This window comes from Marinobacter sp. H13 (assembly GCF_059072335.1).
Genome location: NZ_JCACRU010000009.1, coordinates 247,267 through 260,364 on the forward strand (window position 1 = coordinate 247,267; position 13,098 = coordinate 260,364).

Annotated in this window: 18 protein-coding genes; all 18 read left to right on the plus strand. The window is 55.4% G+C overall.

The features are described 5' to 3' along the window. Positions 1 to 8: 8 nt before the first annotated feature. The 18 genes from AC5JQH_RS22720 (at position 9) to AC5JQH_RS22805 (ending at position 12,993) form a co-directional block, all read left to right on the plus strand. Positions 9 to 947 (plus strand): hypothetical protein, encoded by a 939-nt coding sequence (locus tag AC5JQH_RS22720; RefSeq protein ID WP_493806123.1) that lies wholly within the window; start codon positions 9 to 11, stop codon positions 945 to 947. A gap of 68 nt (positions 948 to 1,015) precedes the next feature. Beyond that, complete coding sequence (locus tag AC5JQH_RS22725) at positions 1,016 to 1,417, plus strand: hypothetical protein (RefSeq protein ID WP_493806124.1); 402 nt, start codon at positions 1,016 to 1,018, stop codon at positions 1,415 to 1,417. Positions 1,418 to 2,275: 858 nt separating this feature from the next. Further along, positions 2,276 to 2,791 (plus strand): hypothetical protein, encoded by a 516-nt coding sequence (locus tag AC5JQH_RS22730; RefSeq protein ID WP_493806125.1) that lies wholly within the window; start codon positions 2,276 to 2,278, stop codon positions 2,789 to 2,791. 50 nt (positions 2,792 to 2,841) lie between these two features. Beyond that, the gene (locus AC5JQH_RS22735) at positions 2,842 to 3,198 is read left to right on the plus strand and encodes a hypothetical protein (RefSeq protein ID WP_493806126.1); all 357 of its coding nucleotides are present in this window, start codon (positions 2,842 to 2,844) and stop codon (positions 3,196 to 3,198) included. 93 nt (positions 3,199 to 3,291) lie between these two features. After that, entirely contained in the window at positions 3,292 to 3,495 is a 204-nt protein-coding gene (locus AC5JQH_RS22740; RefSeq protein WP_493806127.1) for a DUF1289 domain-containing protein, read from the plus strand. Beyond that, positions 3,482 to 3,805: a hypothetical protein gene (locus tag AC5JQH_RS22745; protein WP_493806128.1), complete on the plus strand. Its 324-nt coding sequence runs from the start codon at positions 3,482 to 3,484 to the stop codon at positions 3,803 to 3,805. The genes AC5JQH_RS22740 and AC5JQH_RS22745 overlap by 14 nt, the downstream gene beginning before the upstream one ends. Further along, entirely contained in the window at positions 3,806 to 4,657 is an 852-nt protein-coding gene (locus tag AC5JQH_RS22750) for a thymidylate synthase (RefSeq protein WP_493806129.1), read from the plus strand. It begins immediately after the preceding gene. A gap of 23 nt (positions 4,658 to 4,680) precedes the next feature. Then, positions 4,681 to 5,265 carry a hypothetical protein gene (locus tag AC5JQH_RS22755; RefSeq protein ID WP_493806130.1) on the plus strand — a complete coding sequence of 195 codons (585 nt, stop codon included), beginning with the start codon at positions 4,681 to 4,683 and terminating at the stop codon, positions 5,263 to 5,265. A 259-nt stretch (positions 5,266 to 5,524) separates the two neighbouring features. Next, positions 5,525 to 6,148, plus strand: coding sequence for a hypothetical protein (locus tag AC5JQH_RS22760; protein ID WP_136631118.1), 624 nt, complete (start codon positions 5,525 to 5,527; stop codon positions 6,146 to 6,148). Between the two features lie 9 nt (positions 6,149 to 6,157). Then, complete coding sequence (locus tag AC5JQH_RS22765) at positions 6,158 to 6,553, plus strand: hypothetical protein (RefSeq protein WP_493806131.1); 396 nt, start codon at positions 6,158 to 6,160, stop codon at positions 6,551 to 6,553. Beyond that, a complete protein-coding gene (locus AC5JQH_RS22770; RefSeq protein ID WP_493806132.1) occupies positions 6,554 to 7,093 on the plus strand; it encodes a DUF4262 domain-containing protein in 540 nt (179 codons plus the stop codon). 35 nt (positions 7,094 to 7,128) lie between these two features. Continuing rightward, a complete protein-coding gene (locus AC5JQH_RS22775) occupies positions 7,129 to 7,371 on the plus strand; it encodes a hypothetical protein (protein ID WP_493806133.1) in 243 nt (80 codons plus the stop codon). A 235-nt stretch (positions 7,372 to 7,606) separates the two neighbouring features. Next, positions 7,607 to 7,831, plus strand: coding sequence for a hypothetical protein (locus AC5JQH_RS22780; protein WP_493806134.1), 225 nt, complete (start codon positions 7,607 to 7,609; stop codon positions 7,829 to 7,831). Further along, on the plus strand, positions 7,821 to 8,666 hold the full coding sequence (locus AC5JQH_RS22785) for a hypothetical protein (protein ID WP_493806135.1): 846 nt from the start codon (positions 7,821 to 7,823) through the stop codon (positions 8,664 to 8,666). The genes AC5JQH_RS22780 and AC5JQH_RS22785 overlap by 11 nt, the downstream gene beginning before the upstream one ends. Next, on the plus strand, positions 8,659 to 9,549 hold the full coding sequence (locus AC5JQH_RS22790; protein ID WP_493806136.1) for a hypothetical protein: 891 nt from the start codon (positions 8,659 to 8,661) through the stop codon (positions 9,547 to 9,549). Before AC5JQH_RS22785 ends, AC5JQH_RS22790 begins: the two co-directional genes overlap by 8 nt. 42 nt (positions 9,550 to 9,591) lie before the next feature. After that, positions 9,592 to 9,900, plus strand: coding sequence for a hypothetical protein (locus AC5JQH_RS22795; RefSeq protein WP_493806137.1), 309 nt, complete (start codon positions 9,592 to 9,594; stop codon positions 9,898 to 9,900). Positions 9,901 to 10,086: 186 nt separating this feature from the next. Further along, complete coding sequence (locus tag AC5JQH_RS22800) at positions 10,087 to 10,671, plus strand: hypothetical protein (protein ID WP_493806138.1); 585 nt, start codon at positions 10,087 to 10,089, stop codon at positions 10,669 to 10,671. A 192-nt stretch (positions 10,672 to 10,863) separates the two neighbouring features. Then, positions 10,864 to 12,993 carry an adenosylcobalamin-dependent ribonucleoside-diphosphate reductase gene (locus tag AC5JQH_RS22805; protein ID WP_493806139.1) on the plus strand — a complete coding sequence of 710 codons (2,130 nt, stop codon included), beginning with the start codon at positions 10,864 to 10,866 and terminating at the stop codon, positions 12,991 to 12,993. Positions 12,994 to 13,098: the final 105 nt, after the last annotated feature.

Genomic DNA, 13,098 nt, shown 5'->3' on the forward strand with positions numbered 1-13,098 from the left:
GGAAAACGATGATTACTCCCTATGATGCAAGTCGTGTCGCTCACGCAATGGCTACGATTGCCACCAGCCTCCTGGGGGCGGCATACCGTGATGAGTTCAAGGTAAAGAACGCCTACGTCACCGCCAGGGCAGGTAAAGGTAATAGCACCTACCACAGGGCCCAGAACGGAAACCACAAACTCACCTTCGGCCCCGGCATGGTCGCAGAGAAGGCCAACGGCAATGGTGCAGCGTGGCTTTCAGCCCGAGAAATTAAACGCTACCGGTTCTACAACGGTGATCAGTCGGTGTCTTCGCTTTTGGCCCATACGATCCTTCACGAGTTCGCCCATGCGATTCAGACCCTTCGCGGTGAACGCCTCAGAGGATCCGTCCATAATCCTGCGTTCTACCGGATTCTGACGGATTTGCACGCCAAGCACGGCGAGGACGTAAGGACTTCGCTCCGTGGCACGTTGGAGCGATTGGGCATTGACGTAGACAGCGTACGCACTCAAAAACCCACTACTCAGGCAGCGGTCAAACCTGCCAGCCATGGCCGTGATTTCCAGATTGGCAATGCGGTTCGTTTTGAAATTAGCGGTACGATCGCGCTCGGTCGAATTGTCCGTATCAACCCCAAAAGCCTCACAGTGCATGGCACTGAAAATGGCATACCCATGAAGTACCGCGTTTCCCCGAGTTTGGCGACCAAACTCAACGAAGGCGAGTACCTGAAAGCGCTGCAGGACCGAGCTATTGCCAGAGATCGGGCTCCGACACCCACGCTAATCGAAACACCACCACCAAAGGGCCCCGGCTTCGCTGTTGGCGACAAGGTTAAGTTTCACTTCAAGGGGCAGCAGGTGGTGGGGCGAGTTGTTCGAATCAACAGGAAGAGCATCAGCGTTGATTCCGACAATGGTGGCGGTTACCGGGTACCCCCTCGCCTTCTGCGAGTCGCCTGATGAAGCGGTCCCCGTCAATGGCGGGGACAACAACGCCTTCACACATCAAACATGATTGAGGACACCACATGGAACGCATTAATCCCGCCATGGGCCTAGTTGTGGATGAAGGCCTGATTTTCATCCTCAAATTCACCTCTGCTAACCGGATCGAAGCCACCGAATTTTGCGATCAGGCCCAGGACATTCTCTATGACGAAATCGGCTCCACCGGTCATTTCCGCATAGCGCCAGCTAAAAGATCGGATTTGCATGAGAATTTCATTCTTCTGGCCAGATCCAAGCACCAAGACCCAGAGTTTATGACTCGATCAGAGAATGAGATTTTTGTGGCCTTCATTGTTCGGGAAAACAGTCCGGATACGCCGCTAAGTGAAGAGCTTTCCATCATTCCGGAAGAACTTGAAGATTTCTGCCACCAGACCGGCCTAACGGTTGCTCAGATGGATGTAAGAGAACTGTATCGATAGCTTCAGGCCAGCGTTGAGACCCACCATCTGGTGGGTTTTTTTGGTGCGCCAGGCATGGCGCGTAGCGCCTTGACGGGCGCTGTTCCGGTACAGGTGGTGCTGGCCGGATGACTTGGGGGTGCAAGTCCCCTGTGGGCCCGGCAAGGGTGTTCACCGCGAGGTGGAATCTGAAGGAAGCCGCAGGCAAAGCACTGGCCCGACGAACAGGAATCGCATCAGGCGGTCACACCGGGTAAGGCGGCCAATATCGTCAAAGCCCAGTACTTGCACGGAAGGTGTGGACGTACATGCGGCGGGCATAAGTGTGAAGGTCACGCGTCTTACCCTGGGAACTCTGGTGGTCTGCCGTTGTGCTACTCACCTCGTGAGGGGTGGGGATGGGCTGCCAGAACTCAGCAGAGGCCGTAGTAGGTGCGTTACCGCGTACTGAAGGGCTGAACCCACTATGAGTGGATAGTCGGATCTTATCTCTGATTAGAGCTTGCAGATGCCTCAAGCGAGGGCTCGCAACATACGTGGACGAGGCGGAACCTCGGACACAGTTGCAGCGCAATGCACTCTGACAGGCGGAAGATCAACGGAACGCAGCTCGCCCAGTATTGGGAAGTGGGAACCGCCGTGGTACGGAACCGTATGCCCGGTGGTGTGAGAGGACGGGGGAGGTAACTCCCCCTCCTACTCGATGCCCTGCGTTCGGCCAGCCCGGGGCGCGAGCGCCCTTTTGTGTGCACTGAGGCCGGTTGGCTACGCCACGGGTGGCGCCGTGAGACTTAGAACTATATGCACCTTGCATGGTGTACGATGTCTGGTAAAATGGTTCTCAGGTTAGGCAAACGACTTCAGGCAGGAGAAATATCCATGAGTACCGACACTTACATTCCAAAAGAGAACACCTATCCCAACGGTGCAATCACTATCTGCCGGTTTACAGAACAGGAAGCTGGTTACGTGAAGTTCGCCCCGATGGGAGGTGGTCCGGTTTATCGCATGCCGGAGGAGAAATTCGAAGAAACCTTCCGAAAGGTAAGCGAGAACGAAATCAACAACGTTCAGTATCGCGCCGCTTATTTCAACATCGACGGTGCCTATGACGATCCGATTCCCGGTTACACCACCGGCCGTTTGTGGAATGGCTTTGCCATGCCGGTGTTCGAGGAAGAAGGCGCCCTGATGCTGGCCGAGCAAGGCCCTGACATGACTTACGACAAGGAGCGGGACACGTTCGTCGTTGATATGGGCGAAGAAGTTGATGATGAGTGCCGCTACGAGGAATACAAAGGCTTCGACATCACCTTTGAAGGTGAAGTGAAGCACGTATACGCGATCGGTGACGGTTGGGTCTGGGACGGGATTCCACCTGAGGAAATCCAGTAAAACCCACTGGCGGGCCGAAAGGCCCTGCCCTTACCCACGAGGACTCAGTGATGAATTCCAAGCAGGCCCGCTTCCTGGCGCGAAATCCCCGAGCAATGATGCAGTACAAGGCCACTGGGCGACTGCCACAGACTTACCGGCCCAGAAGCCCGTTGATTGATCTGCTGGAGACAATGAGCCCGCGGGAGCGTGTGGAGCTTCGAGGTATTCGCCTGTCTCCGGCTCTTGGGTACCAGACCGGTCAAACCTTTGCGAATGCCGAGCAGCTCTACCGTTTCGTCAAACCGGAGCCAGAGATGATCGAGGGTGAGTCGTTTCCGGCTGAAAGCATGAGAATCAAGCGTTTTACCAAGCGAATCACGTTGGATGACCTGAAAAGGCATCAGATCAACACAGGCCATGATTAAATATATCAATTAATAAATTCAGGCAAACAGTTTCCGTGATGTTTGAAAATTGATAAAATAAACATTGGTCAAAGGCAAGCAAAAGGCATTCAAATGAACATCCAGTCGCCCTGCAAAAAACAGTGCAAGCTGAATGAGAACCGCGAGTGCGTTTCATGCGGTCGAGATATCGACAGCATCGCGAACTGGAGCCGTACGTCCGACGAGCAAAAGGATCGGGCCAATACAGCGGCCAGTGTCCGACTAGCCACGATCCAGACAGCCAGAAACGAGGCAGACAGCTATGAGATCCGCTGAAGAAGAGCACGATTTGGTGGTTGCCGCAGCAAATGCCACCGAAGAGGCCCGAATGAAGCTGACGCTTTATCGCTCCGAGGATGAGGACTTTGCCCTGTTCCGCCGGTCAGCCATGCGCCAGTGTGGTGAGCTTACGGTTGCCCTGGCCCTCGGGAACAAGATTCCTGACGAGACTCTGAAGTACTTCGAGGGTTGGGTCTCGGATCGCTCTGGAGGTGTTGGAGACCATTTTCGAGCATTCGTGCGCTCCGTTGAGCGTGCCACAGGAAAAACAACCGGCCTGCATTGGCCCGAAGCTTTGGAGGCTTAAATGACGCAGTATCTGGAATTGTGCCGGCGTATTGTTGAAGAAGGTGTATGGGTTGAAAACAAGCGCACCGGCAAGCCCTGCAAGGCGGTTATTAACGCGACGATGACCTATGACGTAGGCGCCGGCGAATGCCCTTTGGACACCACCCGAAAAAGCTATTGGAAGCAGGCTATTGCCGAGTTTATTGGCTATCTCAGGGGGTACAACAGTGCGGCTCAGTTTCGGGCGCTTGGTTGTCGGACATGGGATGCCAACGCCAACGCTAACGAAAGCTGGCTGAACAACCCTGCCCGAAAGGGTGAGGATGACATGGGCAGAGTCTATGGAGTTCAGGCTCGGGATTGGCGCACGCCGGAAGGCAATTCCATTGATCAACTACGCAAGGTTGTAAATGACCTATCGAATGGCATTGATGACCGCGGCGAGATCATTACGTTCTACAACCCTGGTGAATTCCATCTTGGCTGTTTGCGTCCGTGCATGCATACGCACCAGTTCTCCCTGCTGGGTGATCAATTGTTCCTGACGTCATACCAGAGGTCGATGGACGTCCCCCTTGGCGGCAACTTCAATCAGATGCAAGTCTTTTTCCTGCTGGCCATCATGGCACAGATCACCGGAACTAAGCCGGCGGTGGCCACCCACCACATTGTTAATGCGCACATTTACGAAGATCAGTACGAGCTGATGAGGGACGTTCAGTTGAAGCGTGAGCCCTTCTCGGCACCGCAGTTCGAGATCAACCCGGACATCAAAACTCTGGAAGATCTGGAGACCTGGGTAACGACCGATGACTTCAAAGTTATTGGGTATCAGCACCATGAGCCGATCGCATACCCATTTTCTGTATAGCCTGATTGGCTGGAGGCATTGCCATGAAAGAGCTTCGCGAAAAATTTGAACAGGTCTTCCCGCTTCCGGAAGGCATGGCGTGGAGTGAGGCCGATCAGCGATATGTCATCGAATCTGATGACGATTTCTGGTGGGACCGCGACAGTGATGGGCCTCAGATTTCAGATCAGTACATCGGCCGATGGGAAGGCTGGCTAGCCTGCAACAGTCAGAAATCGGCTGAGCAAGCCGAGCGGGAATCCTTCCAGGACCGTGTAGCGCCTTGGATGCAGGAGTGCTTTGGTCCCGAGATCTCAGCGGATATGGTCGAGCGTTGCGATCGCTATCTCGAGGAGTCGCTTGAGCTGGTGCAGTCGGTTGGCTACACCCGGGAGCGGGCGGACATGCTGTCCAACTATGTGTTCTCTCGACCGCTCGGCGAGCCGACTCAAGAAGTAGGCGGCGTCAGAGTGACTCTGGCAGCCCTTTGCCTGGCCGCCGGCATCGACCAAGACGAATGTGCGGACGCAGAACTTGCACGCATCTGGACCAAAATTCCGCAGATTCGGGAAAAGCAGCGAACCAAACCAAAGGCATCGCCTCGGTCTCAAGCTATGCCAGAGAGTTAAATCACCGTTTCGGCCGGGCGGACTCCTGCCGCCTACCTACCTTCCGCCCGGCCACCCTACTTTGATCAGCCCGCCATGCGGGCTTTTTTTGTGCCTGGCGTTCCGCCAGCCCGGGGCGCAAGCGCCCTTTTATGTGCACTGAGGCCAGTGGCGTAGCACCGGCTGTCGCCGGGGAATTTGCCAGCAATACACCTTCAACGGTGTATTAATAGTGGTACAATGGTTTCCAGGTTAGGACATCAACGCAGGAGAGATCATCATGACAATCAGCTCGAACGGCCCGCGCTTCAACGCATCCACCCTTTTCACTTTGGTCTTTTTCGATCGTTCCAGGGATTCAGACGCTGAAGCGGCCATGAACGGGCCTTACCTCTTCCAGACCCGGGCGGAAGCGCTGGAGTCGCTCTGGAATTATGTGTCTGGGCGGATCCCCGCCTGTTGTGCCGATCCGTTCTTTGACGAAGCAGAGTCGCTGGGCCTAGAGGTTGAGGACGAGACCGGTGACATCACCCCCATTCTGGAGTCCGCAAACGCTGAACAGCGTGAGGCCATCATCGACTGGTATTTCGAGTACTCCGATGACGATGAAACCGAGGCCTTCTACGAGATCACGGAGCACACCCCCAGCGCCCCTGAATCCGAGGAGCCTCTTGAGAACTACTCGGTGTTCGGCTTCTACGAAGAAACCGGCCAGAGCTTTCTGGACCACGTACAGGCGAGCAACGAGTATGACGCCATGCGAGTTTCTGCGGAGTCCCGGCCCGATGCCACCTATCTGTGTGCCATGGCGGGCCTGCTGCGCGAGAGCGCCGGTGTCGCCTTCGCGGGTGAAGGGGTTGTGGACGCTCAGACCATCCTTGAGCAATCAGACGTGTTCTGCTGAGGGGGATCGATGAGTCATATCACCATTATTCGCAATCATGCTCGAGTCGGAAACTGGAAGGCGAAGATACCCAGGGCAGCGATTGCCCGGGAAACCACCGAGCAAGGCGTCAAGATTATCGCTACCCACCGCGATTACTTCATCAATCCGAATCGCGGTAACGAGCTCTGCTATCAGACGATGATCACTGGCAAAAAGCCGACTGATGAGTATTACGTGGACCTCTATGCCGAGGTTCGCCCTGGTGTGTTCGCCGGCGGCATGGTAGCAAGTAACACTAACGAGCAGTGGCAACGCGACCGGCTGGTCAAGATGGTTGGCCGAATGAGTGAGGAAGCTGCCATTGAATACGTGAGAGGTGCGATCGAAGTGCCTCCAGACGCCATAAGCATTCAGGAGTGTTGAATGGAAGAGTATATGGAGGAGATCCGTAAGAGGGTCGCCGAGAACGGGTTTGCGATCATTCCAGTTGGGCGCGACATCCAATCGGGTGAGCAACCTTTCAGTTATACCGTTGGGCTGGAGAAGTTTATTGGTAGGGAGGTCATCCTTCTGGGGGTTCCACCGAAGTTGAGTCAGGCATTTCTTAGCGATGTTGCAAAGGCTGCGAAACAAATCCGCAGTCTCGAGCCGGGTGTTTACACGGGCCTCTTAGAGGAAAGCTTCCCTGTTCTGATGATTGAAGCCGAATTAGAACAGGTTAGAGAGAAATTAGTATTTGCTTATGCGCTTTCGACTGAACAACACGATATTCGCGCTCTGCAGTTGGTGTTACCTGATCCTGGTCGGAGAATGCCCTGGGAACCCGGATACAACATGTTTGGACAAAGATTACTGCTAAATGATCCTGACAGCCCAGAGACAATGAAAACTCTCTCTGAACTACCTACTCATAACATTGAAGCGATCGTCCGGGGCCCAGCTCCTGACCAGCCAATTCACTGATTAAAGACGCTGAGGAGCAGCACATGAGTAACATCTTGAGCATCAAAGAAGCGAAAACTCTGAATATCCAGGTTGCCAGCCGGGAGACGGTTGAAAACATCGTGGCGAATTTCGATGTTTGCCAACGAAGCGAGAATCCGGAGGAGGCAATTCTCGAAACCCAGTATCTTGATGAGCTGAGTGGTGATCATGACCAGTTGATTGGCCTGCTCGGCGTTGAGGATCCCAAACAAATCCAAACGATTTTGGATGCCGATTTCCTCTGCCTATATGCATAGGGCTGGATAAACGCCCGCAAAACGCTGAATCGATTGACAGAACCCCGCTACGGCGGGGTTTTTTTGTGCCTGGCGTTCCGCCAGCCCGGGGCGCGGGGCGCCCTTTGTTGTGCACTGAGGCCGGTTGGCTACGCCACGGCTGCGCCGTGAAATCGGGCTTTGTTAGTACACCTTGATAGGTGTTTATGGTATGGTTGATGGCAGGTTAGGCATGCAGAAAAGAGGAGAAACCAACATGGCAGGCAACGACCATCCAACACCCAGAATGCCCACGCCCGCGGGCTACCAGAAACACCCGAGCACAGAAGTAGCTCACTACTTCCCCGAAGGCTCCGTTATGTCGATCTGCAATCGCGAGCACCGCACGAACAGCGGGCACGTCTATGCTGAGCCTGGCATTTTCCCGTGCGGGCACTGCAAGAAAAAGCTCGACAAACTGGGAGCCGACCATGCTGGCTAAGATTCAATCCGGAACACTGTTCCATCGGGTGATCAACAACGCTCAGGCCTTCGTGATGGGGGTGGTAGAGCTTTCCGAGCGGGCCCCTGACGCAGAGGGCAGCCTTTTCCCGTTCAGTCTGGGTGAGAATCTGGTTTATCTTGGCGGTCAGCGGGCGCCTGAAGAGCACCGCAACAGCGAGCCGCTGGAAGTCTATTCAATGCAGGGCAACCTTGAGCGCCCGATCTGGCCAGCTGATAAGCAGGCGCTGACGGAGGCCTATGGCCGCTGGTTCTACGCCATGGCATTGCCGCTTGAGGGCTTCCCGAAGCACCTGTTCATCTATGCTGCCCTGCCCGGGGCGCTGTTCGATGCTGGCCGTGACAGTTGGCATGAGCTGGCATCCAGCCATGGCAAGTGGACCCCGATTGATCCGCTGTGCCAATCCAAAGGCCACAACGCCACATCGCTCTGTCAGCAAACGCTCTGGCCGATTCAGGGTTCGCTTTACCAGATCGACAGCAATCCGATGCCGATGCAGAAGCTTCTTCAGTTTTTCCGGGTCTTTTATCTCGAGCAATATCGAAGCGGCAAGAATACGGCCGACTGCCAGGCAGCGGCTGAAAGGGCTGCTCTGGCGGAGGGGTTCCGCCGAGAGCTGGTCAACTCCATGCTTCGTTCTTCGCACATGATGTATGCGCAACCCGACTACATGGCTGTGCTGGACCTTGCTGACCAGATCCATCCGATTACCGAGCGCGGGCGGGCACTGCCGGCGGCAGACTACCAAGCGCGGGCCCGGTCAATGCACCAGGCGGTCTATCAACTGAATCGCTCCGGAGGTAACAATGCCTAAGGTGAAATCCGAGCAAATCGAGCTGTTTGAAGCTGGCGGTCCTGTGGAGCACACGGTGAGCTATACCGTCAATAACGAAGGCCTGTTCTTCGCTCAGGTGCCCGATGAGCTTGAGCCCGTCCTGAGAGCTCTTCTGCGTGGCGATGACAATGCCAACGGCCACGAAGTTCTGCGCCGTGAGCGTGCCTGGGGCGATATCGAAATCAACCGGCCCCGGGTACATCTGCGGGTTGAAGGTACCCAGCTGCGCGGCATCGAAGATCTCATTGCCAAAGCGGTTGCCGGCTACAACGAACCGGAAGTGACCAAAGAGCTGGTAATCCTTTACGCATATAGCGGGGAGTCTGCCATCTGGCGAACGCCAACTGGAGAGTTCGTTCCTAACGGTAACTCGGCACGGGATGCGGCCGTGCGTGACGGTATTGAATCACCAGGTGAGCGATATGGGGAATGGGTCGAAACTGGGGAGGTGCACGCTACGAAGCCCGCCCATGGTGGATATTCGGTGAGGTTTGGCGCCGTTGGCTGTATGAAGGTCACCACTCGCCGTGGCCCTCATGTCACACATAAATACCATCGGCATGGACCCGAAATGACTCTCGACGATGATCATCCGCTGTCCAGGCTGAACGAGTTCTGTTCTTTCTGGCTTCCGGATCCGGGAAGTTTCGAGGGGAGCAAACTGAAGGTCCAGGAGATGCCGTATAACCCACAAGCGGCCCGGTTCTTTTATGACCTGATGCTCCAGATTTCGGTTATGAACGCCCAGATGTACGAGTTCTTCAATAACCAGGCTCCGGCTGAGATGCTGGAGAAGATCTCCAAAGGCATCGCGTTCAAGCCCGCTCTGGAAACCAGCAACGCTGGTCCCGATCAGGACTGACCCGTGTACCGGCAACCCAACACTCCTGTCCCTGGAGGCGAGATGCACGACATCAAATGGCAGTGTCCGGACTGCAAGGCGAAAAATGCCAACCACCCTGATAAAACGGCTTTCCCGGAATGCCGGAAGTGCGACAAGAAGTTCGACTGGCTGGACATCGCGCACACTTCCGACAACATGGACATTTACCTGGCTGCGGTGGATGCTCTGGCCATGAAAACCTGCGGCAAGTGCGCTCTGGACCTCATCGATGACCAGGATGCCGGCGTTGACGCCCTCAAGGATGCGTTCCTCAACGGTGAACGTCCGGTAAAGGCCTTGATCCGGGTTCGCAAGCTGGCTGCCGCCTGAACCCAATAGCTCAATAACCGCGGGCTGTGTGATCGACCATCGGTTGCACAGCTCCTCAGAGATGGAGGAATTGATGTACTTCGCGCCCTTGCGTTTTTGAAACCCGTGAGACGATTTCCATAACCACGGCAAACACAGCGTGTGCGCAGTACATCAACACTTCGACTCTGAGAGGATATTTGAGCTATGCCCATCACCCAACAATTGAATCGGATTAAAAAACGCGGATTTTTCATTTTTGCTGGGGGTGCCCTGACCGGTGCTGCCTTGCTGTTCGGCGTCCTTCTGGCAATATCGCTTGTCGAAGAACGGAACGCTGAGCACTTCCTAGCCGATTTTATTGCCAACCAAGCTGAAAACTTCGAAAGGCAAAGGTTTATCAACGGTATCAATGCGCTTTCTTGGGCCTTGGTCCCGTTAACCCAGGGCAACCCTACGCAGAACGAGGTAAATGGGGTCCTGAGCGTAATGACGAGCGACTATCCGGAATGGACGTTTGCCGGTGACGCCATCGAGCACATGTACAACGGCACCATCAGCGCTGAGCCTTCTTCTGCGCATCCAGGTTGGATTGACCTGCGCGTAACAAATCTTCCGGAAACTCTTTGCGTCTATCTTCAGCGGAACCTGCGACCGGCAGCCAACGAAATTGGTACCGGTGACAGCTTCACCAACTTCAAGCCCGAAGGTTCCGGAAATGAGATCTTGTCATCCATTGTTGGTTGCCAGCAGGAACGGAATACCGTCAACTTCCGGATTGGCCTCAACTGATCCCGGCCGGCGAACGCCGGCAAGATCGGTGGTTACGAGAGGAAGGCTCTTGCCTTCCTCGAACACCTCCCCTGATGTTTCGGGCCGATACTTCCCCGGGGATCTTTCCCATTAATACACCTTGCGTGGTGTATTCGTTCTGGTATAATTGGTTACAGGTTAGGCAAGTAGACATAGCAGGAGACTGACACCATGAATGCCAAAGTAAAAACCTCCGTAACCTTCCAGGATGCCAGCGTTGATATCTGGCAGAGCAAGTACCAGCTGAAGACCAAAGACGGTGAAGCCGTTGATCAGAGCATCGAGGACTCCTACACCCGCGTTGCCCGTGCGCTGGCGGACGTTGAGTCCCCGGAGAAGCGTGAGGCCGTGTTCCAGGAATTCCTGTGGGCCCTGCGCCATGGCGCCATTCCGGCCGGACGTATCATGTCCAACGCCGGTGCCGAGGCCTTCAAGCCGGAGACATCCACCATCAACTGCACCGTATCGGGCACCATCGAAGACTCCATGGACGACATCCTCGCCAAGGTCCATGAGGCGGGTCTGACCCTTAAAGCCGGGTGTGGTATTGGCTACGAGTTCTCAACCCTTCGCCCCAAAGGCGCCTATGTGGCCGGTGCCGGCGCAACCACGTCCGGTCCCCTGTCCTTCATGGATATCTTCGATCGCATGTGCTTCACCGTCTCCAGTGCTGGCGGACGCCGCGGTGCCCAGATGGCAACCTTCGACATCAACCACCCGGATATCTTCGATTTCATCCACGCCAAGCGCGAAGATGGCCGCCTGCGCCAGTTCAACTTGTCGCTGTTGATCACTGAATCCTTCATGGAAGCGGTCAAGAACGACGATGAGTGGCCCTTGTCCTTCCCGGTCACACAGAAAGAAGTGGATAGCGAAAACCTCGATCTGACTGATACCGAGAACTTCCTTTGGCGCGAGTTCCCGACCCATAAGGGCTATGTGGTCAATGAGGAGGGCCTGGTGGCCTGCCGAATCTACCGCCAGGTACCGGCAAAGCACATCTGGGATACCATCATGACCAGCACCTACGATTACGCTGAGCCGGGCTTCATCCTGATCGATAAGGTCAACGAGATGAACAACAACTGGTTCTGCGAAGACATTCGCGCTACCAACCCCTGCGGCGAGCAGCCGCTGCCACCGTACGGCTCCTGCCTGCTGGGCAGTGTGAATCTGACCATGTTCGTGAAGAAGCCCTTCACTGATGAAGCGTCGTTCGACTATGACAGCTACCAGAAGGTTGTGCGAATCTTTACCCGCATGCTGGATAACGTGGTCGAGATCAATGGCCTGCCCCTGGGCCCCCAGCGGGACGAGATTCTCGGTAAGCGCCGCCACGGCATGGGTATCCTTGGTCTTGGCTCAGCGTTGTCCATGTTGGGCATGAAGTACGGCTCTGAAGGTTCCCTCGAGTTCACCGAGAACGTTACCCGGACTTTGGCGGTGACCGGTTGGGAAGCCGGCCTCGAGCTGGCGAAAGAAAAAGGCCCTGCCCCGGCCCTCGCCAAAGAGTACACGGTTACCGGTGAAATGCTACGCAAGCGTCCGGAGATGGCCCGCGACGGGTACCAGATCGGTGATACCGTCAAAGGCAGCGTGCTCCACGCCAAATACAGTCGTTACATGCAAAAGATTGCTGAGGTCGATCCTGACCTGGTGTCCAAGCTGGCGGAAGTCGGCTCACGGTTCACGCATCACAGCTCTATTGCGCCGACTGGCACCATCAGCCTGTCTCTGGCCAATAACGCCTCCAACGGTATCGAGCCTTCGTTCGCCCTGCACTATGCACGGAACATCATCAAGCCGGGCCGCAAGACCAAGGAAAAGGTCGACGTGTTCAGCTATGAGCTTCTGCGGTACCGCCATGAGGTGAACGCCAATGCTATGCCCTACTCTGAGGATCCGGATAAGGCGGTTCCTGAGTACTTCAGCACCACGGAGGACGTAACCCCGGAACAGCACGTTATGGTCCAGGCGGCCGCTCAGAAGTGGATTGACAGCTCTATCTCCAAGACAGCGAATGTCCCAACCGACTTCGATTATCAGCAGTTCAAGGACATCTACATGGTGGCCTATGAGCAGGGCCTGAAGGGCTGCACCACCTTCCGGTTCAATCCTGAAGTCTTCCAGGGCGTGTTGGTACGGGAAGATGACCTCAAGAACACCCTGTACGAGTTTACCCTCGAAGATGGCTCCAAGGTCACCCTGCGCGGTGATGAGCAAGTCGAGTATGACGGTGAGATCCACAATGCCGCCAACCTGTTTGATGCCTTGAAGGAAGGCACCTACTCGAAGATGTGAAACCCAGACTGGGGGGGGTGAACTCCACCCCCACTTTTCCACGTTATACACCTTGCATGGTGTCTTTATTCTGGTAAAATGGTTTACAGGTTAGGCAAACACAGT

What these genes read in the sequence shown, in the direction of transcription:
- AC5JQH_RS22785 (WP_493806135.1), top strand. Translation starts at nt 7,821, where the DNA reads ATGCTGGCTAAGATTCAATCCGGAACACTGTTCCATCGGGTGATCAAC.
- AC5JQH_RS22720 (WP_493806123.1), top strand. Translation starts at nt 9, where the DNA reads ATGATTACTCCCTATGATGCAAGTCGTGTCGCTCACGCAATGGCTACG.
- AC5JQH_RS22745 (WP_493806128.1), top strand. Translation starts at nt 3,482, where the DNA reads ATGAGATCCGCTGAAGAAGAGCACGATTTGGTGGTTGCCGCAGCAAAT.
- AC5JQH_RS22795 (WP_493806137.1), top strand. Translation starts at nt 9,592, where the DNA reads ATGCACGACATCAAATGGCAGTGTCCGGACTGCAAGGCGAAAAATGCC.
- AC5JQH_RS22805 (WP_493806139.1), top strand. Translation starts at nt 10,864, where the DNA reads ATGAATGCCAAAGTAAAAACCTCCGTAACCTTCCAGGATGCCAGCGTT.
- AC5JQH_RS22750 (WP_493806129.1), top strand. Translation starts at nt 3,806, where the DNA reads ATGACGCAGTATCTGGAATTGTGCCGGCGTATTGTTGAAGAAGGTGTA.
- AC5JQH_RS22730 (WP_493806125.1), top strand. Translation starts at nt 2,276, where the DNA reads ATGAGTACCGACACTTACATTCCAAAAGAGAACACCTATCCCAACGGT.
- AC5JQH_RS22725 (WP_493806124.1), top strand. Translation starts at nt 1,016, where the DNA reads ATGGAACGCATTAATCCCGCCATGGGCCTAGTTGTGGATGAAGGCCTG.
- AC5JQH_RS22780 (WP_493806134.1), top strand. Translation starts at nt 7,607, where the DNA reads ATGGCAGGCAACGACCATCCAACACCCAGAATGCCCACGCCCGCGGGC.
- AC5JQH_RS22740 (WP_493806127.1), top strand. Translation starts at nt 3,292, where the DNA reads ATGAACATCCAGTCGCCCTGCAAAAAACAGTGCAAGCTGAATGAGAAC.
- AC5JQH_RS22790 (WP_493806136.1), top strand. Translation starts at nt 8,659, where the DNA reads ATGCCTAAGGTGAAATCCGAGCAAATCGAGCTGTTTGAAGCTGGCGGT.
- AC5JQH_RS22770 (WP_493806132.1), top strand. Translation starts at nt 6,554, where the DNA reads ATGGAAGAGTATATGGAGGAGATCCGTAAGAGGGTCGCCGAGAACGGG.
- AC5JQH_RS22800 (WP_493806138.1), top strand. Translation starts at nt 10,087, where the DNA reads ATGCCCATCACCCAACAATTGAATCGGATTAAAAAACGCGGATTTTTC.
- AC5JQH_RS22765 (WP_493806131.1), top strand. Translation starts at nt 6,158, where the DNA reads ATGAGTCATATCACCATTATTCGCAATCATGCTCGAGTCGGAAACTGG.
- AC5JQH_RS22735 (WP_493806126.1), top strand. Translation starts at nt 2,842, where the DNA reads ATGAATTCCAAGCAGGCCCGCTTCCTGGCGCGAAATCCCCGAGCAATG.
- AC5JQH_RS22755 (WP_493806130.1), top strand. Translation starts at nt 4,681, where the DNA reads ATGAAAGAGCTTCGCGAAAAATTTGAACAGGTCTTCCCGCTTCCGGAA.
- AC5JQH_RS22760 (WP_136631118.1), top strand. Translation starts at nt 5,525, where the DNA reads ATGACAATCAGCTCGAACGGCCCGCGCTTCAACGCATCCACCCTTTTC.